This window comes from Stenotrophomonas sp. JAI102, from assembly GCF_013409105.1.
Lineage (GTDB): Bacteria > Pseudomonadota > Gammaproteobacteria > Xanthomonadales > Xanthomonadaceae > Stenotrophomonas > Stenotrophomonas maltophilia_AA.
Genome location: NZ_JACCCI010000001.1, coordinates 762,014 through 779,809 on the forward strand (window position 1 = coordinate 762,014; position 17,796 = coordinate 779,809).

A 17,796-nucleotide genomic window follows, 5' to 3' on the forward strand; every position below is an offset into this window, starting at 1 on the left:
GGGCTTAGCGCGACCCGCTATGGGAGGAAATGTCGCCACGGATGATTTCGATGCCGCGGTCCGCGCGGGGCGTGGCGCGGCGGGGGGCGCTGTTGGGTAGCGGCAGTGCGGCGGCGGCACTGCGTCCGCGTCCGGCCAATGCATCGGTATCGATCCCGGCATAGGCGTCGTTCTCCGGCCGCTGCAGGGCCAGGCGCTCTTCGGCGGAGAGCTCGCGGCGCGGGCTGAGCACGCGGCTGGGCGTCGGGAACAGCGCCTGGTCCGGCAGCCCGATGTCGGCCGGGTTGCGCAGCGCCAGGAACAGCTTGCCCTGCTGGGCGCCGAGCAGCAGCCGGTTCGCTTCGGCGACCGGCACCGCCAGCACTGCGCTGCGTGCCGGGGCTGTGGTGCCATCGCTGCGGGAACCGCCCGCCGAACTGCTCCCGCCGGTGATGTCCTGTGCGCGACTGTCGGCCGGCGGCGGCTCGCTGCCATCGGCCGGCACCGTGGCCACGCTCTGTACGTCCTGCGCGCCATAGCTGAGCACGCGCAGGCGCGACAGCAGCAGCCGGGTCTGTGCATCGCCGTCATCGCGCACCCCGCGCGAGGCGCGCAGGTTGAGGAAGACGTCGACGAAATCGCCGGGCTGGATGCGGTTGCCGGCGGCGACCAGTTCGTCCACCGGGACGGCTAGCGCACGCTCGCCGGGATTCAGGCGCAACGAAAAGCCCTGCGCGATCTGCGCGGTCTGGATCTGGGTGCCGGCCGGGATGTCCTGGGTCGGCACCGCACCGATCAGGGCGTTGACCGAGGTGTAGCCGCCCGTGGGGCGTTGAGGATGGCCCGTGACGCGCAGGTCCTCGGCCGTGATCGGGCGTCCTGCCGGCAACGCGCCGACCGCCTCGACCACCGGCCAGGTTGCCGGTTGTGCCGGGGCGTTCGCGGTCGCCGGCGTCCCGGGGGGCGTCTGGCTGGCGCGACGGCTGACGCCGAAGGCGACGATCGCCAGGATCACCGCCAGGCCGATCAACAGGATCGCGGCGATGCGGGTCAATTTGAGCATGCTGTTCTCCGGAGCGTCATCAGTTGCCGCCGAGGTCGAGTTGGGCGACGGCGGTGCTGCGCAGTGGCTTGGGCATCACCCAGCCATAGACGCGGCCGGTGCCGGGCAGGAACGGGTAGGCGCTGTAGTCGTAGCTCACTTCCACGCGGATGCACTGCGCGGCCGGCAGGTCGGCGCACGGCGCGGGCGTGGAGACGGTGATCGGCGGGGCGGCAGCCGCGGCGCAGTCGGGTGCCTGCTTGGCGTACGTGAGCAGCCACTGCATGGAACGGCGTGCCGCCAGGCAGGCGGCGGTGCGGCGTTCGGTCGGCGTGGCGTGGCGGAAGGCGGCGCGCGCTCCCTCGGCCGAGGCCGCCGAGAGCGTCTGCTGCGCGGCCATGATCATCACGCCGGAATACGTGACCAGCAACAGCGGCAACAGGCCGAACAACAGCATCAAGGCGAATTCCAGCGTGGCGATGCCGCGTTGGCGCCGGGCGGGACGGTGGCGCGGGCGGGTAACGTTCATGCGGCACCGCCGACGTGCTGCTGCAGCACCCACCACAGGCTGGCGAAGGCCAGGTAGGCCGCGTACGGAATGCCTGCCCGGCCTTGGCGTGCATGACGCCACTGCGCGATCACCGGCTGCACCCGGCGCGCGACCGGACCGCTGGAGCCGGTGGACAGTGCGTCGTGGAAGAGGACAGGCCCAATGCGCCGCGCGGCGATCACGCACATCGCATGTGCACCGGCGAGCAGGCTGGCGATGATCCAGATCGGCAGCAGCGGTGCGGCGCCGAGCAGCAGGCCGAGCACCGCGAAATACTTCACGTCACCGGCGCCCATCCAGCCGATGGCATAGAAGGGCAGCAGCGACAGCAATCCCAGTGCGAAGCCCAGCAGATGCGTACCCGGAAAGCCGCGGCCCGCCATCAGCCACTGCCAGGCCAGCGCCACCAGGGCCAGGCCGGTGGCCAGCATCAACCCACGATTGGACACCCGTCGGGCATACAGGTCATGGATGGCGACCTGTACGCCCAACAGCAATGCCACCAGGGGAAGGAGTTCCATGCGTTATGTCCCCCGAATCGGTCGTGCCTCTGCACGTGCGCGCCATGCCGTCGCCGCGGGAGAGCCGGGCGACAGCGCTGGCAGTCACATCAGACGATCAGGCCGACGCTTTCCCGGTGGCATCCTCGACGACTTCACCGAGTTTTTCGAAGAGGCTCGTGAAGAAGCCTTCGATCTGCGCCTTACCCACGACCACGAGGATGCCCGCGATCACGGCGGCCAGCAGGCCGTACTCGAGCGCGGTCACGCCATCTTCTTCCACGAGGAACTTGCGAACGGATGCATTCATGACGGTTTCTCCTTTTCCCAATCAGAGCCCGAACGGGCGGAAACAACCCCTGGTACCGATGGCGTTGCCTGGCTCCGCCAGGACGTCCATCTCGACCGCGCATCCTGCGCGATGCGGCCCTTTACAGACCTGCACTATCGGCCGGGCAGTGCCCGGCCGACGTCATTGGCGGCAGATCGCGCTGGACAGTACGTCACGGCTGCCGGCACGCGGCAGTGCCAATGAAGGCACGGAAGATGAAGGTTGCTGTCCATGGAGCTCCCTCTGTATTGCGGTATCACCGCGTCGGTATGTCCTGGCGTCCTGATCTGGATGCTCGACGAATCGCGCGGTATCCAATGCACAAAATCGGCACACCCGGATTCAACTTTAGGGAAACCCGGTCGGCCGGGGCTGCGCTGTATGAACCTGATGTAATGGCGACAAAGTGAAGCGCTGGTGTAGATCATGTGATGACGGTGTGATGTCAACTATTTGACGGCATGCGGACGCGCACGAACGCTGGGTTTCCGTGGTTTCGGCCATATTTGTGATGGCGATTGTGATTCTGTTTACCTGGCGTGCAGTTCGGGCATACTTGCCAAAAATGCGCATCGAATCACGCGCGCAGAGCGCACGGAATCTGCTGAATCATTTAGCGGGGATCGCTGGATGATCTGGATGGGCGGGCAGACGGCATCGCCGCGGCAGGTTGCCGTAACAGAATGCGCAGCAGAAATTGAAGGAGTGCGCACCCGGTGGGCCTATGGCGAGGCACCGGGGGGCCAGGCCAAAGGGGGGCATCACTGTCATGGTAGATGGTGTGGTGGATAACCGGATGGAGAGCGGGCTCAGGACATTCGACCTGGCGTCGCTCAGTGGTGTGTTGCGTGTCTGCGATCTGGAAATGGTGCTGCTGGATGGCAACGGCCCGCGGGCCGCCATTGAATCGCAGGTGCATGACGAGGCGTTGTTCTGCACGGCCGTGAGCGGGTTCCATTTCCGCGGCCGTTTCATGCTGCCGCCGGACTGGTGCCTGCTCGGCCTGATCCACGCCACAGACGAGAATGTGAGCTGGTGCCACGGCATGCCGCTGGCGGCGGGGATGGCGTTGACCGTTCTGCCAGAAGGCATCAGCGAGTTCACGCTCAGTGCCGGCACCCACCTCACACTGCTGCTCGCGCCGATGCAGCGGGTGCAGCGCAAACTGACCGAACTCAGCCTGCGCAACACGCTGCCTTCTGGTCAGGCGCTGTCCCTGTTCCACGTTGGCGCGGCCGGCGGTGGGGCGCGCCTGATGCAGCGCTATGCCGAGGTGCATGCCGCGCTGGCCGGGCAGGGCGGCGCTTTGGCGGCCGACGCAGTGGATACCCTGCTGCATGACCACATCCAGGCCCTGTTGGGCGCCGGCAGCGACGACCACCCGACCTGCAGCCGGGGCCGGCGCACGCATTATCTGATCGCCCAGCGCGCCGAGAACTTCATGCGGCTCAATCTGCGTCGCTATATCTACATGAATGAAATCTGCGACGCGGCCGGCGTCAGTGAGCGCGCGCTGCGGTATGCCTTCGAAGACCTGTTCGGCACCTCGCCCAACCGTTATCTCTCGATGCTGCGGCTGTGCGCCGCGTGCCGCGGGTTGTCGATGGCCGATTCCAGCCGCAAATCGGTCAAGGCGATCGCGCTCAGTTGCGGACTGTGGGACCTGTCGCGGTTTGCCGATAATTATCGACGCGTGTTTGGCGAGCTGCCACGCGACACGCTGATGCGCGCGCCCGCGCAGATGGGCAGCCCGGCCTGAGCATTCAGAAGAGTATCCACACGCCGGCCGTGCACATATTCGGCAACCTGCCGAAATTGCCCATTCCCCTGCCGGTTTTACCCGTCGTCTTGCCGGAACGCACGTTTGTGCTGCCGGAATGAAGTGCTCGCGGTTTGACCCCTCGACTGTAATGACATCCACGTGCCGTCAGGCACCGGTGATGTTCAACGCATTCGTACACGGGGGAATACCTGATGAACCGTATCTTTCGATTGGTGTGGAGCCACCGGCTGAACGCCCTGGTGGTCGTCTCCGAAATCGCCACCGCGCGTGGCAGCCTTGCGGCCGGCCCGGTCGTGGTGCATCTGAAGGTGCCGATGTCGGTGCTGTCGCTGGGTCTCTCACTGGCGTTGTGCACGGGCAGTGCATGGGCCGGTGAGAATCAGACGCTCACCGACCTGCAGGCACTGACCGCCAAGTACACCGCGCCACTGCCGGTGAAGCTCGATGCGGAAGTGGCGCTGGCGGCCGCGGCACGTGATCGTGGCACGGCCCCCCTGCTGAGCGTGGATGCCAAGGTCAATCTCAACCTCGGTACACCGATGGCCAACCGGCCGGCGCTGCAGGTGCAGGCCGCTGCGCAGGCGAACGCGGACCTGCCCAGGCGCGTTGCCGCGCCGGGCGCCCAAGTGGCGGCCCTGGCCGATCTGGGCATCGCGGCAGGCACGGGTAACGGTGCCGGGCTGGATGCTCATGCCAACGTCGATGCGGTCGCCGCAGTTGCGCCGACGGCAGCGACGGTGCGAGTGCCGCTCACGGCCGATGCGCGACTCACTGCGGCAGCGGATACCGCACTGGCAGTGAACGCCGAGGCGAAGGCGGCGGCGAGCGTGGCGGTCGCGGCGACCCCGTCACCACGGAAGGCCGCACTGGAGGCCAACGTCGATGCGGCGGCGCAGGCACGCCTGGCGGCGGCCGAGGGGGAGGCCAGGGCGGCGCTGATCGCCGACGCCACGGTGACGCCCGACGCACCGGATGCCGTGCAGGCATCGCTGGCCAGCAATGTCGCTGGCGGCGTGCGCGTGGATGCACTCGGCCACGTGGTCGATGCGGCCGACCGCAATCCCAAGCTCGTGGATGCCGGCGTCAGTGCCGTGCAGACCAGCTCGATGGCGCTGGCGCCGAATGGTATGGGTAACGCGCTGGGCGGAGTGTTGAACGGTGTCGGCGGGGCCGTCGGCGGCCTGCTCGACGGCGTCGGCACTACCGTGGGTACCCTCACCACCCCGGTGCTGGGTGCAGTCGGTGCGATCACCACGCCGATCCTGGGTACGGTCTTCCCGGCGCCGACCGCGCTGCCGCCGGGCAGCCCGAAGGCCCCGGCCCCGGCCGATCCGAATGCCGGCCTGGTCATCGGTACCGGCGGCTTGGTCGGATCGCTCTCGCAACTGGTCGGCCCGACCGCGCAGGGCCTGCTGGGCGGTGATGGCTATGTCCGCAACGGCAACCTCGCAGTCAGCAGCGCCAACGTCATGCAGACCTACTCGGTCACCAACGTGCTGGGCGTGCCGGTGGTCAACCTGACCCCGGTCGGTACGCTGCTCGATGGGCTGGGCGGGGCAAGCACCGGCGGCAGCTCGCACCTGACCCTGATCGGTGGCGTCACCTCCGACAGCTACATCTACAACATCAACAACGGCGACCCCAACGGGCTGCTCGGGCTGGTGCTGCCGGACGGTTCGCCGGCATGGTCGAACCAGTGCGTCAATCTGCTGGTCGCCAGCGTGGACTGCTGGGCGGTCAATGCCGCGCAGGACTACCAGGTGCTGGTGGGTGATGGTGCCTATGCCAATGGGTCCAGGGAAGTGGTGATCGGTGCGAACGCACGCCACGAGCTGCCGCAGCAGGACGCCAACGTGGCGTTCCCGGGCGCAGGGGTCAACGACCCGACCGATCCGACGGGCGTGCCGACGGCCGATTACGCAGCGCGCATGGGCCACTCCGTGGTGGTCGGCGACAGTGCGACGGGCACTGCCAACGGGCAGACCATTCTCGGCTCCGAGGCGACCTCCAACCAGGCGAACAGCGTGGCGCTGGGGTACCGTTCGGCGGCGAACCGTGGTGCGCAGGCCAGCTACAGCGCCTATGGCTTGACTGCCGCGCAGGTCTCGGCTGGTGAAGTCTCGGTCGGCTTCGTCGGTGGCGAGCGCCAGATCAGCAACGTGGCTGCCGGCAGTGCCGCCACCGATGCGGTCAACGTGGCCCAGCTGCAGGGCGCGATCTCGCAGATCGATGCGGTCGGCACGCTGGCGGTGACCTACGACGACGACGGGGCTGGCGGTGCGGACTACCGCCGCGTCACCCTCGGTGGCGGCACCGGCACCACCACGATCGCCAACCTGGCCAACGGCGCGGTCGACGCGGGCAGCACCGAGGCGGTCAACGGCGCCCAGCTGTTCGATACCAACAGCGCGATCGTCGACTACTTCGGCGGCGTCACCGCCTACGATCCCGCCACCGGCGCGTGGACCGCACCCAGCTTCCAGATCTCCACGATCTCCAGCGGTGGCGCCGTCGCGCAGGGGGTGTACGACAACGCCAGCGACGCGTTCTCCGCGGTGGATGGTTCGCTGGTCAACCTCAACACGCAGATCACCGATATCCGCAACGGGGTCGGCAGCCGTTACCTGAAGATCAACTCGACCGGTGCCGACGCCGCCGCCGCCGGCCTCGACAGCATCGCCGTCGGCACCGGGGCCTCGGCCACCGCCGCCAACAGCATTGCCGTGGGCGCCGGTGCCGTGGCCGATCGCGAGGGTACGGTGTCGGTCGGTGCGGCCGGTGCCGAGCGCCAGGTGGTCAATGTCGCCGCCGGTACCCAGGCGACCGATGCCGTCAACCTGGGCCAACTGTTCAATGCCAATCAGGCGGTGGCCACCCATCTCGGTGGCGGCGCGGCGCTGGATGCCAACGGCCTGGTCACCGCGCCGAGCTACACGATCAACAACGTCGCCAGCGATGGCCAGGTCACCCCCGGCAGCTATGACAACGTCGGCAGCGCCTTCGATGCCGTGAGCACCTCGTTGGCCAACGTCGCCGACCAGACCGACACCGTGGACCGCCTGGCCGTGAAGTACGACGCCGATGCCAGTGGCGACGCGACCAACACCATCACCCTGGCCGGCGATGCCAGCGGCGCGGCGGTGGCGCTGACCAACCTGGCCGACGGACGCGTGCTGGCCGGCAGCCTGGATGCGGTCAACGGCAACCAGCTGTTCCAGACCAACGCGGCCCTGGTCGGGTATTTCGGCGGCACCACCAATTTCGATGGCAACACCGGCATCTGGACCGCGCCGACCTTCCGCATCTCCTCGATCGCCACCAATGGCAGCGTCATCGCCAACGACTACAGCGACGTCACCGCAGCCTTCTCGGCGGTGGATACCTCGCTGACCAACCTCAATACCCGCATCGACCAGATCCAGCCGGGCGGCACCAGCCAGTACGTGCAGGTCAACTCGACCAAGGGTGCGGCCACCGCGGGCGGTGCCGACAGCATCGCGATCGGGCCGCTGGCCAGTGCGGCGGGCAGCGGCAGCGCGGCGATCGGCGACGGCGCCAACGCCAGCGCGGACAACAGCGTCGCCCTCGGCGCTGGCTCGGTCGCCAGTGTGGGTGCCCAGACCGGGTACACCGGTGCCTACGGCCAGGCCGGTGCCAGCAACTCGGTGGGAGAGGTGGCCGTCGGCAGCACCGGTGCCGAGCGCAAGGTCACCCACGTGGCCGATGGTTCGGAACGCTATGACGCGGTCAATGTCGGCCAGCTGCAGAACGGCGTGAACTACGCGATCACCGAGTCCAAGGCCTATACCGACACGCAGATCAACAACATCAACAACGGCACCTCCGGGATGTTCCAGGTCAACAACACGCAGAACCTCGCCGCGCCGGCCGCGACCGGCGACAACGCGGTGGCCGGCGGTGCCGGTGCCGCCGCTGCGGGCAGCAACGCGACCGCACTGGGCAACGGAGCCAGCGCACAGGGCAGCAACAGCGTCGCACTGGGCGCCGGTTCGGTGGCCAACCGGGCCAACACGGTCTCGGTGGGCAGCAGTGGTGCGGAGCGGCAGATCGCCAACGTCGCCGATGGCAGCGAAGCCACCGACGCGGTCAACGTCCGCCAGCTGCAGGCGTCCCAGCAGGGCACGATCCGTTACGACACCAACGTCAACGGCACCACCAACCTCAACAGCGTGACACTCGGCAGTACCGCCAGCGGTCCGACCACGGTGCGCAACGTCGCCCCCGGTACCGCCGGCACCGATGCCGTCAACGTGGACCAGCTGCGCAGCGGCATGGCCCAGACCCTGGACTGGTCCAAGGCGTACACCGACGAGCGCATGGACTCGTTCGACCGCAACCTGCAGAAGACCGACAACCGCGCTTCGGCCGGTGTCGCCTCGGCCATGGCGGTGGCCGCCCTGCCGCAGCCCTATGAAGCCGGCCGCAGCATGGCCTCGCTCGCAGCAGGCAGCTTCAACGGCGAATCCGGCGTGGCGGTGGGCATTTCGGGGGTCTCCGAAGGCGGCCGCTGGATCTACAAGTTCAGCGGTTCGACCAACAGCCGCGGCGATGGTGGTGTCGCGGTAGGTGCCGGCATCCAGTGGTGACCGCGTCCGGTGCCGGCGCGCTGCCGGCACCGGGCCCACGGTCCGCATTCAACGTTTACAGGGGGAACACCATGCACATGCAGCCCACATCCATTCCCCAGGGGCCGCTGCTGCGGTCACTGGGCCTGAGCCTGGCAGCCCTGCTGCTCGGCGCCTGCGCCAGCCATGGCGAGCAACGCACCACATCGTCCGACACCGCCGTCGACGCCGATGCAGTGAGCTTCCCCGATCCGGGCAGGGCCAGCCTGAAGGAGGGACTGTTCGTGGACGTCGACAACCTGCGCCTGTTCGCCCGTGGCATGAGCAAGCGCCAGCTGTACGCTCTGCTCGGCACCCCGCATTTCGGCGAAGGCATGTGGGGCGTGCGCGAGTGGAACTACCTGTTCAACTTCCGCAGCAGCCCGGGTGGGGATTACTTCACCTGCCAGTTCAAGGTCGATTTCGATGGCAAGGGCATCGCCCAGGCAGCGCACTGGAAGCCGCAGGCCTGCGCCGCCGTGCTCGATCCACCGCGTCCACCCACGCCACCGGCGCCCGCACCGATGCCGAGCGAGCCACTGCGGCTGGCGGCGGATGCGATGTTCGCGTTCGACAGTGCCGTGCTGACGCCCGAAGGACGCCGCAACGTGGAGATGTTGCTGCAGCAGGTGCGTGATGCCAGCCGGGTGCAGACCATCCAGGTGATCGGCTACACCGACCGGATCGGCAGTGACCGTTACAACCGGGTGCTGTCGCAACGGCGCGCCGAGGCCGTGCGCGACGCGCTGGTGGCCGGCGGCGTACCGGCGGCGGCCATCGTCGCCGAAGGGCGGGGCAAGGCCGACCCGCTGGTGCAGTGCGAGCAGGCGCAGCGCAAGGCGCTGATCGTGTGCCTGGCGCCGAACCGACGCGTTGAGCTGTCCGGCAAGGCACTGCCGCGCTGAGCGCCGGCGGACCGCGTCCTCTTTCCCCGTCCACATACCCTGCCGGCGCACCCATGCGCCGGCGAGGGACCGTCTTGACCTGGCGCGTCGTCCGCACAGCGTGATGTCTCCCCCGTCATCGTCCTGAAGACGGCGCGCCAGGTCATCTTCCTCCCGTTCCGGGGCGGCTGCAGGCTATCTGCAGCCGCCGTTTCCGGTTACGGCATCAGCACTTTGTCGATCACGTGGATCACGCCATTGCTCTGCTTCACATCGGCGATGGTGACGTGGGCGGCCTGGCCCTTGCTGTCGGTCAGGGTGATGCCCTTGCCAGCGACGCGGGCGGTCAGCGCTTCGCCTTCGACCGTGGTGAGGCTGGCCTTGCCGCCACCCTGCTTGATCTTCGCCATCAGGTCGGTGGCAGTGACCGCACCCGGAACGACGTGATAGGTCAGGATCTTGGTCAGGTCCGCCTTCTTTTCAGGCTTCAGCAGCCCTTCCACGGTGCCCTTCGGCAGGGCCAAGAACGCGGCGTTGGTCGGTGCGAACACGGTAAACGGGCCTGCGCCCTTGAGCGTATCGACCAGGCCGGCGGCCTTGACCGCGGCGACCAGCGTGGTGTGGTCCTTGGAATTGACGGCATTGTCGATGATGTCCTTGTTGGCATACATCGCCGCACCGCCGACCATCGGATTGCTGTGCGCCGCCATGGGCGCGGTCGGGGCCTGCGCGAAGACGAGCGGGGACGCGGTGGCGGCAAGACAACCGATCAGTACGAGGCCTGCGAACTGGATCTTCATGACCAAAACTCCCAAATGGATGCGCCGGTATGACGCACCTTCACTTACGGCGGGAGTGTCGTGGCGGATGCAGCGGGCCGACTTCTTTTTTCAAGTGTCAGGACCAGGTGAAGGCGGCGTCTGCAGCGCGCGATGAAACCACTGGCCGGACGCCACATCGCCCAACGGAAAGCGCACTTCGATCCGGGTACCGCCCAGCGGGCTGGAACCGATCTGCAGGCTGCCGCCCAGCAACCGTGCGCGCTCTTCCATGCTGATCATGCCCAGCCCGGGCGCCGCCTCGGTGCTGGCTGCGGCCGGCATGCCAACCCCATCGTCGTCTACCCGTAACAGCAACTGCTCACCGCGCACCGTGACCAGGACATGGGCGGTACTGGCGTGTGCGTGTTTGTCGACGTTGTTCACTGCCTCCTGCACGATGCGGAACAGGCTCAGCTCGCGGTCGTCACCGAGCCGTGGCGGGCTCTCGATCCGGCACCGAACGCGCAGCGCGCCACGTGCATTGCGCTTGATGCAGAATGCATCGAGCGCACTGGCCAGGCCGGTGAAACGCAGGATGCTCGGATGCAGTTCGTGGGAGATCGACCGGATGTCATTGGACACCGTCAACAGCTGCTCCTGGAGCTCGACCACGCTGTGGCGCTGGGCTTCGGGAATCTGGTTGCGCAGGGTACTCAGGCAGATCGAGATCGCCGCCAGCGACTGGTTGACGTCGTCATGCAGGTCGCGCGCGATGCGTGTGCGCTCTTCTTCCTGCACCACCAGCATGCGTCCGGTCACCTCACCCAGCCGGCGATAGGCCTGCTGCAGTTTCAGGTGATTGGACAGCTTCTGCTCGGACAGCGCGCCGAGGAACAGCAGGACGCAGCTGATGCCCAGGGTCCACACCTGGGCGGTGATCAGGTTGCGCTCGGGCGTCCAGTAGGCAAACGGCCCGGCGCCGGCCATGCCCAACTGCATCGCCAGCACCGCCACGACCAGCATGCACACTGCCGCCCCGCTGACGCCGAACACGATCAACGCCCAGATCAGCAGCGGGATGGGGACCAGCACCAGCAGCGAGGTCATCACCCCATCGGCCCAGTCCATGCCCCAGATCACGCCGAGCACGCCCAACAGCAGCACAGCGACGGCGACAGTGTGCCAGCGCCAGCCGGCGCGACGTTCCGGCGATTGCATCACCCGCGCGATGTTGACCACCGCCGGCACGATCAGCAGGTAGCTCACGCTGCTGCAGAGCAGCCGTGTGAGCAGCACGCCCGGTGCCAGCCCGCGGGGCGCGCCTGGAAAGACGAGCATCTGCCACCACGCCACGCACACGGGGAGCGCGATGCCACCGAGCACGATGAACAGGGCGATATCGCGGTATCTCTCCAGCGGTGAACCCGTGCCGCGCCAGCGCAGCAGCAGCCAGGCCGCGGCAGCCACGAGGACAAGTTCACCGGCGCTGGCGATCATGCCGTCCAGCCCGACGAACGGCACCAGCACGAACGCCAGCACGGTGCCGGCCGCGGCCGCGAGGATGCACGTTCGCCACTGCGTACGCGGGGTGAACAGCAGCCAGCCCATCAACAGCGGTCCCGGAATCCACAGCACGTGCAGGCTGAAGCCCGGCATCTGGGCTAGTGTCGGCAGCTGCTGGCCGAGCAGGCAACCGATCAGCAGAGGCAGGACGTTCGTGAGCGCTGTGCGAAGCGCAGGTGATGTGCGCGTGGAGGGGGTGGGGCTGGCCGCTCCGTCCGGCGGTGGTGCACGGGTGCTGTCCACGGGGGCGATGTGCGTCACGGTCGCATTGACGTGCACGTAGACCTCGGCCGGTGCGTGAAGAGGCTTCGGATCGGGGGCTCGTCCCGGATGGCGCGAGCACCCCTCGGACAGGTCTCCATGTGATGCGTTTCATGCGTGCGGGGCAGGCTGTCTCCGCTTGTAGCGATGGTGTTTCCGCCCCACAATCGCGCCGATGTAAGCAGCTTGTCCCCCGTCGCGCTATCCGCTTTCCGACCTGTTCGAGGAACTGGCATGGACGAAACGATGGTCCCGTACAGCCGCTTCGTCGTCGATGGATTCGACGCCGATGCGTTGCTGGGGGTGGTGCGGGACACCCGGTTCGAGCAGCGGCTGCTGGCCGCCGGGCACTTTCGCGCGTGCCTGCAGCGCCTGGTCTTTCCGGAGTTCAGCCTGGACAGCGGTGCCTACACGCTGCCGATTTTCGCCAGCGGCAGTTTTGGTCGTGGGTCGATTGCCTTGGCAATGGCCGTGTCCTGCCGGCAGCCAATGTGGGCCAACGGGCGCTGGATTCCTGCGGGCCAGGTGATGGTGTTCGCCGAGGACAGCGAGCTCAATGTGCGTCCGGGGCCCGGGGGGTGGCAGTGGGCCGTGCTGCTGATTGCGCGCGAGGTCCTGCAGCGCGAGGCGGTCGCGCGGGTGGGCCGCGAACTGCGTCTGCCACGCAGTGGCTGGTGCAGCCGCGCTGCCGACCCTGCGCACGCGCAGGCACTGCGTTACGGCGTGTCCACGGCACTGGAAGCGGCCGCCCACTGGCAGGGCCTGATCACGCAGGAACAGTCGGCGGCGCAGTCGGCGCTGCTGCTGGGGGCCTTCGTGGATGCGGTCAGTGCCGCCGATGCCGGACCGGAGCGACGTGGGGAGGGCAGTTGGATCGAGCGCCACCGCGATGCCGTGGTGCGGCGGGCCGAGAACCATCTCAAAGTCCATCTGGACCGGCCGTTCGACAGTGCGGCCCTGTCGCTCGCGCTGGGCGTGGGCGAACGCCAGCTCGAACGTCTGTTTCGTGATGCCTACGGACATGGACCCTGTCACTGGCACCAGCTGGGCCGGTTGAACCGCGCGCGCAGCGCGTTGCTGCAGGCAGATGCGACGGGGAGTGTGACGGAGATAGCCCTGCGGCTCGGCTTCGGGCATCTGGGCCGCTTCTCCCTGCTGTACCGCACTGTGTTCGGGGAATGTCCTCGAGACACCTTGCGGCGCTGAATCGTGACCTGGGCCACCGGCTGCAGCACGCACGACATGGCGTGCGAGGCATCACGGCCCCGTCACGCAGTCACTCGCATGTTCGGCACGCTGCAGATGCATCGGGAAGGCTTGTCGTGGCGCATCGCCGATGACGAACCTGGCGATGGCGGCTGCAGCGACGGGTCCAAGGGGCGATCGCAGCGAACGGAGGCAGGTAATGGGCGTCTCGTGCGTGCAGGGGAGGGCTGTGCCGTTCCGCAGGGTCGTCGTTGCCGACGACCACCGGCTCGTGGCCCAAGGCATCGAACGCTTGTTGATGGACTGTTTCGACTCGATCGCGCTGGTGTCGTCCGGCGAGCAGCTGCTGGCCTGCCTCCGCCGCGAACCCCCGGATGTGGTCGTTTCGGATATCAGCATGCCCGGCATCAGCGGCCTTGAGGTGATGCGCCAGGTGCGCAGCGAAGGTTGCCTGACGCCGTTTCTGTTTCTCACCATGCACGACGAGTCCAGCCTGGCGGCTGAGGCGATCCGGGCCGGTGCCCGTGGCTACATGCTCAAGAGTGCGGCCGGCGACGAACTGGTGCGCGCGATCCAGGGCGTAATGGAAGGCCACACCTATGTCACGCCCAGCCTGGCGGTGGATGCGATCGTTTCGTCGGGGCGCCGACAGCATGCGCTGACCGACAAGCAGCTGCGCATCCTGGAATACGTCGGCCGTGGCCTGCGTTCCAAGCAGATTGCCTACGCATTGGGGGTATCGGTGCGCACCATCGAATCGCACAAGTACGCGATCATGCAGCAGCTGGGGGTGCACGGGACGCTGGAGCTGGTGCGCAAGGCCCAGTTGGAGGGCCTGATACGCCCCTAGCCTGGACGTGTGCAGCCAGTAGATTTACGTGCCCGCTCGCGGTGGTTTTTCCCTTGCGAGCCTCCGGTGTCCGGTCGCACCATCAGGACAGGTGTGGAGCAGGCGAGTGCGATGAACGCGGTACGGGTACTGCTGGCCGAGGATGGGTGCGCGATGGGACGCCAGCTGCGCGGGCTGCTTGCAGAGCACTTCCAGGTGATCGGGCTCGTGCAGGACGGGGCTTCACTGGTGCAGGCAGCACAGACGATGTTGCCGGATGTGGTGGTGACGGACATTGGCATGCCGGAGTTGGATGGGCTGGAGGCCGCACGCCGGCTTCGACTGCGGCGCCCCGTTCTTGGTGTGGTGTTCATCACCGTGCACGCCGCGCCGCAGATGGTGTCGCAGGCAATGGCCCTGGGAGCGTGCAGCTATGTGCTCAAGTCCGACGCAGGTGATGACCTGCTGGAGGCGGTCGCGGCCGCGGTGAAGGGTGAGTCGTTCGTCTCGCGATCATTGCGTGGCCCGCGCAGGAGCTGATCGCAGAGAGTCACTGGCTGTAGCAGGACGCCTGCGACCGCGGTGCGTCATTCGGTCCATACCTGGGAGGCTCATGTCATGAAAGCGCTCTGCATCGCCGTCGTCGCGGCCAGCCTGGTCGCCTGTGCATCGACACCGACCGTCAACACCGATTTCGATCCGGCGGCCAACTTCGGCGCGTACAGAACCTATAGCTGGGCGGTCAAGCCAACGGCTGGCTCGCCCCTGGTGCAACAACGCATCGTCGATGGCATCAATGCCAGATTGCAGGCGAAGGGCCTGCGCGAGGTGCCGCAGGGCGATATCGCGCTTGCCGCACACACCGTCACTGACCGGAGACAGACGCTCGACACCTTCTACACCGGGACCGGCATGGGCGGATGGGGCTGGCGCGGAGGCTGGGGCGGGGGCATGGGCAACGCGACCACCACCGTCCGTACCTACGAAGTGGGCACGCTGGTGCTGGACATGTTCGATACGCGCACAAAGCAGGCCGTGTGGCGCGGCACGGCCAGCAGCACCGTGCCTTCGTCGCCGGAGAAGATCAACGCTGCGGTGGAGACCGCATTGGACAAGATGCTCGCTGGCTTCCCGCCCGCTGCCACCGCTGGCCGTTGATCGGCTGGCAGCGCGTGGCGCTGATTCCTCCACGACACTGCTGCCCGTGCACGGCATCGCTGCTGCTCGCGTGCGTGGTCGCGGGCGGCGCGCTGTCGCCGCTGCACGCGGCCGAACCCGTTGCGGCCGACAACCCGGCCGGCCAGGGCGGCCATTGTGGCGTGCGCGGCCCGGGTGACACCCGGCCACGGATCGGGCTGGCGCTGGGCGGTGGCGGCGCGCGGGGCATCGCGCATGTCCGCATCCTCAAGCAACTCGAGGCGCTGCACATTCCGGTGGACTGCATTGCCGGGACCAGTGCCGGCGCGCTGGTCGGTGCCTTGTACGCGTCCGGCGCCACGCCCGAGCAGATCGAGCAGCTGGTGCTGAGCACTGAATGGCTGAGCCTGTTCACCGACACTTTGCCGCGCCGCGAGCGCTCGCTGCGACGCAAGGCCGACGACTATGCCCAGCTGGCCCCGATCGGCATCGGGCTGGGCGGCGAGGGCAAGGCGGTCGCGCTGGCCGGGGGTGTCTCTGAAGGCGAGAAGCTGATCGCCCTGTTCGAGCGCGCCACCGGCGCCGGCCGGGTCAATGGCCGTTTCGACGACCTGCCGATCCCGTTCCGGGCGGTCGCCACCGACATCAATACCGGCAAGCCGGTGGTGCTGTCCGAGGGCAGCCTGCCGATGGCGATGCGGGCCAGCATGTCGTTGCCGGGCATCTTCCGGCCGGTGGTCATCCATGACCAGGTACTGCTCGACGGTGGCCTGTCCAACCAGGTGCCGATCGACGTGGTGCGGGCGATGGGCGCCGACCGGGTGATCGCGGTGGACGTGGGCACGCCGTTGAGCGCGCTGGACCGCAATGCCAGCCTGGTGGATGTGATCGGCCAATTGAGCGGCTTCCTGACGACCCGCAGCGCGCAGGCGCAGCTGGACAGTCTGGGCGCGCAGGATCTGCTGATCTCGCCGGACCTGACCGGCAAGGTCGCCACCGGCGATTTCGACAAGGCACCCGAAGCGCTGCGGATCGGCCAGCTCGCCGCCGACCAGGCCACGCCGGCGCTGCAGGCGTTCGCGCAGACGCCGCAGACCTACACCCGGCTGGCCGCGCAGCGTGCCGGACGGGCACCGCCGGCAATGCCGGCCACGATCGATTTCGTCGAGGTCGACAACCACACCGGCTATGCCGATGCCCTGCTGCTGTCCTATCTCCCGATCCGCATCGGCCATCCGCTGGATATCGAGGCGATGCAGGCCGGTGTGCTGCGCGCCTATGGCATGGGAACGCTGGCCAGCATCAACTACGAGGTCCAGGCGCGCGACGGCAGGACCGGTGTCGTGGTGTCGGCCCATCCCAAGCCCAATGGACCGGTGTACCTGGAGGCCGGGCTGAGCCTGAGCAATGACCTGGAAGGGAATCACGAAAGCAACCTGCGCGCCGGCCTGCTGTTCTCGCCGCTGTCGCCTTACGGCGCCGAAGCGCGCATCGCGCTGCAGATCGGCAGCGAACCCGGTCTGACCGGCCAGTACTACCACCCGTTCGACCTGCACAACCGGTACGCCTTCCAGGCCGGCGGTGGTTTCCAGACCCGCAGTTTCAATCTCTACGACGATGGCGGCGACAAGATCGCGCGCTATCGCGTGCGCCGCACCGGCGCCACGGCGGCGGTGTTCCGCAATGTGTCCAACGTGCTCGCGTTGTCCGTGGGGGTGGAGCGCTACACCGGCAACGCCGAGGTGGAAGTCGGCGACCCGACCATCCCGCGCGTGGACTTCGACGAGGGGGCGTGGATCGCGCAGGCCACTCTGGACGACATCGACAGCGTGTATTTCCCGCGCGAGGGGTATCTGGTCAACGCCGGCACGTACCAGTCCAGCCCCGGCCTCGGCGCGGATGCGCGGTTCGGCCAGATCGATCTGGATGCCGTGGCCGCAAGATCATTCGGCAAGCATGCCCTGCAGCTGGGGCTGCGTTACCACGTCACTTCGTCCGGCACGGCGCCGGTGCAGAACCTGTACCGGCTGGGCGGGCGCTGGCGCTTGGCCGGTTTCCAGCAGAACCAGCTGACCGGGCAGGACTATGCACTGGGTTTTGCCGGCTACACCTATGAGCTGGGCACGTTGCTGGGGCGCTCGGCCCAGGTGGGTGGCACGGTCGAGTATGGCAACGCCTGGCAGCGGCGCAGTGACATGGCGTTGGCCGACGGCATCTTGAACGGCAGCCTGTTCCTCGGTTTTGATTCGTGGATCGGCCCGTTGATCTTCGGCATGGCATTCCGCGAAGGCGGCGAGAACGTGCTGTTCATCGAGCTGGGGCAGTCGCTGTGATGCCGGCCAGCG

At 67.7% G+C, this 17,796-nt stretch carries 14 protein-coding genes; 8 read left to right on the forward strand and 6 right to left on the reverse strand.

Annotated features, from left to right (window positions below; all coding sequences use genetic code 11):
• Positions 1-4: 4 nt before the first annotated feature.
• The 4 genes from cpaB to HDC96_RS03590 all read right to left on the reverse strand — a co-directional run bounded on the left by cpaB (position 5) and on the right by HDC96_RS03590 (position 2,381).
• On the reverse strand, positions 5-1,042 hold the full coding sequence (cpaB, locus tag HDC96_RS03575; RefSeq protein ID WP_179458768.1) for a Flp pilus assembly protein CpaB: 1,038 nt from the start codon (positions 1,040-1,042) through the stop codon (positions 5-7).
• Positions 1,043-1,061: 19 nt separating this feature from the next.
• Complete coding sequence (locus HDC96_RS03580) at positions 1,062-1,550, reverse strand: pilus assembly protein (protein WP_179458769.1); 489 nt, start codon at positions 1,548-1,550, stop codon at positions 1,062-1,064.
• Positions 1,547-2,092: a prepilin peptidase gene (locus tag HDC96_RS03585; RefSeq protein ID WP_179458770.1), complete on the reverse strand. Its 546-nt coding sequence runs from the start codon at positions 2,090-2,092 to the stop codon at positions 1,547-1,549. The genes HDC96_RS03580 and HDC96_RS03585 overlap by 4 nt, the downstream gene beginning before the upstream one ends.
• 97 nt (positions 2,093-2,189) lie before the next feature.
• Complete coding sequence (locus HDC96_RS03590) at positions 2,190-2,381, reverse strand: Flp family type IVb pilin (RefSeq protein ID WP_179458771.1); 192 nt, start codon at positions 2,379-2,381, stop codon at positions 2,190-2,192.
• Positions 2,382-3,171: 790 nt separating this feature from the next.
• Between HDC96_RS03590 and HDC96_RS03595 the strand changes: the two genes are divergently transcribed.
• The 3 genes from HDC96_RS03595 to HDC96_RS03605 all read left to right on the forward strand — a co-directional run bounded on the left by HDC96_RS03595 (position 3,172) and on the right by HDC96_RS03605 (position 9,715).
• Complete coding sequence (locus HDC96_RS03595; RefSeq protein WP_179459601.1) at positions 3,172-4,161, forward strand: helix-turn-helix domain-containing protein; 990 nt, start codon at positions 3,172-3,174, stop codon at positions 4,159-4,161.
• Positions 4,162-4,376: 215 nt separating this feature from the next.
• Positions 4,377-8,792, forward strand: a complete 4,416-nt coding sequence (locus HDC96_RS03600) for a YadA-like family protein (RefSeq protein WP_179458772.1) — start codon at positions 4,377-4,379, stop codon at positions 8,790-8,792.
• Positions 8,793-8,869: 77 nt separating this feature from the next.
• Positions 8,870-9,715: an OmpA family protein gene (locus HDC96_RS03605; RefSeq protein WP_179458773.1), complete on the forward strand. Its 846-nt coding sequence runs from the start codon at positions 8,870-8,872 to the stop codon at positions 9,713-9,715.
• 197 nt (positions 9,716-9,912) lie between these two features.
• Here HDC96_RS03605 and HDC96_RS03610 read toward each other — a convergent pair whose 3' ends face one another.
• A complete protein-coding gene (locus tag HDC96_RS03610; RefSeq protein WP_257018575.1) occupies positions 9,913-10,494 on the reverse strand; it encodes a fasciclin domain-containing protein in 582 nt (193 codons plus the stop codon).
• Between the two features lie 90 nt (positions 10,495-10,584).
• Positions 10,585-12,111, reverse strand: a complete 1,527-nt coding sequence (locus HDC96_RS03615) for an ATP-binding protein (RefSeq protein ID WP_179458774.1) — start codon at positions 12,109-12,111, stop codon at positions 10,585-10,587.
• Between the two features lie 354 nt (positions 12,112-12,465).
• On the opposite strand from HDC96_RS03615, the gene HDC96_RS03620 reads away from it, so the two are divergent.
• The 5 genes from HDC96_RS03620 (at position 12,466) to HDC96_RS03640 (ending at position 17,784) form a co-directional block, all read left to right on the forward strand.
• Positions 12,466-13,485, forward strand: coding sequence for an AraC family transcriptional regulator (locus HDC96_RS03620; protein ID WP_179458775.1), 1,020 nt, complete (start codon positions 12,466-12,468; stop codon positions 13,483-13,485).
• A gap of 199 nt (positions 13,486-13,684) precedes the next feature.
• Positions 13,685-14,335, forward strand: coding sequence for a response regulator transcription factor (locus HDC96_RS03625; RefSeq protein ID WP_179458776.1), 651 nt, complete (start codon positions 13,685-13,687; stop codon positions 14,333-14,335).
• A gap of 111 nt (positions 14,336-14,446) precedes the next feature.
• Positions 14,447-14,854, forward strand: coding sequence for a response regulator transcription factor (locus tag HDC96_RS03630; protein ID WP_176988753.1), 408 nt, complete (start codon positions 14,447-14,449; stop codon positions 14,852-14,854).
• 78 nt (positions 14,855-14,932) lie between these two features.
• Positions 14,933-15,472, forward strand: coding sequence for a DUF4136 domain-containing protein (locus HDC96_RS03635; RefSeq protein WP_179458777.1), 540 nt, complete (start codon positions 14,933-14,935; stop codon positions 15,470-15,472).
• Between the two features lie 14 nt (positions 15,473-15,486).
• Positions 15,487-17,784 carry a patatin-like phospholipase family protein gene (locus tag HDC96_RS03640; RefSeq protein ID WP_179458778.1) on the forward strand — a complete coding sequence of 766 codons (2,298 nt, stop codon included), beginning with the start codon at positions 15,487-15,489 and terminating at the stop codon, positions 17,782-17,784.
• Positions 17,785-17,796: the final 12 nt, after the last annotated feature.

Bases quoted from the DNA above. Each gene is read 5' to 3' on its own strand.
- HDC96_RS03585 (WP_179458770.1), bottom strand. From the start codon at position 2,092: ATGGAACTCCTTCCCCTGGTGGCATTGCTGTTGGGCGTACAGGTCGCC.
- HDC96_RS03630 (WP_176988753.1), top strand. From the start codon at position 14,447: ATGAACGCGGTACGGGTACTGCTGGCCGAGGATGGGTGCGCGATGGGA.
- HDC96_RS03595 (WP_179459601.1), top strand. From the start codon at position 3,172: ATGGTAGATGGTGTGGTGGATAACCGGATGGAGAGCGGGCTCAGGACA.
- HDC96_RS03600 (WP_179458772.1), top strand. From the start codon at position 4,377: ATGAACCGTATCTTTCGATTGGTGTGGAGCCACCGGCTGAACGCCCTG.
- cpaB (WP_179458768.1), bottom strand. From the start codon at position 1,042: ATGCTCAAATTGACCCGCATCGCCGCGATCCTGTTGATCGGCCTGGCG.
- HDC96_RS03590 (WP_179458771.1), bottom strand. From the start codon at position 2,381: ATGAATGCATCCGTTCGCAAGTTCCTCGTGGAAGAAGATGGCGTGACC.
- HDC96_RS03580 (WP_179458769.1), bottom strand. From the start codon at position 1,550: ATGAACGTTACCCGCCCGCGCCACCGTCCCGCCCGGCGCCAACGCGGC.
- HDC96_RS03605 (WP_179458773.1), top strand. From the start codon at position 8,870: ATGCAGCCCACATCCATTCCCCAGGGGCCGCTGCTGCGGTCACTGGGC.
- HDC96_RS03610 (WP_257018575.1), bottom strand. From the start codon at position 10,494: ATGAAGATCCAGTTCGCAGGCCTCGTACTGATCGGTTGTCTTGCCGCC.
- HDC96_RS03615 (WP_179458774.1), bottom strand. From the start codon at position 12,111: ATGCCGGGCTTCAGCCTGCACGTGCTGTGGATTCCGGGACCGCTGTTG.
- HDC96_RS03635 (WP_179458777.1), top strand. From the start codon at position 14,933: ATGAAAGCGCTCTGCATCGCCGTCGTCGCGGCCAGCCTGGTCGCCTGT.
- HDC96_RS03625 (WP_179458776.1), top strand. From the start codon at position 13,685: ATGGGCGTCTCGTGCGTGCAGGGGAGGGCTGTGCCGTTCCGCAGGGTC.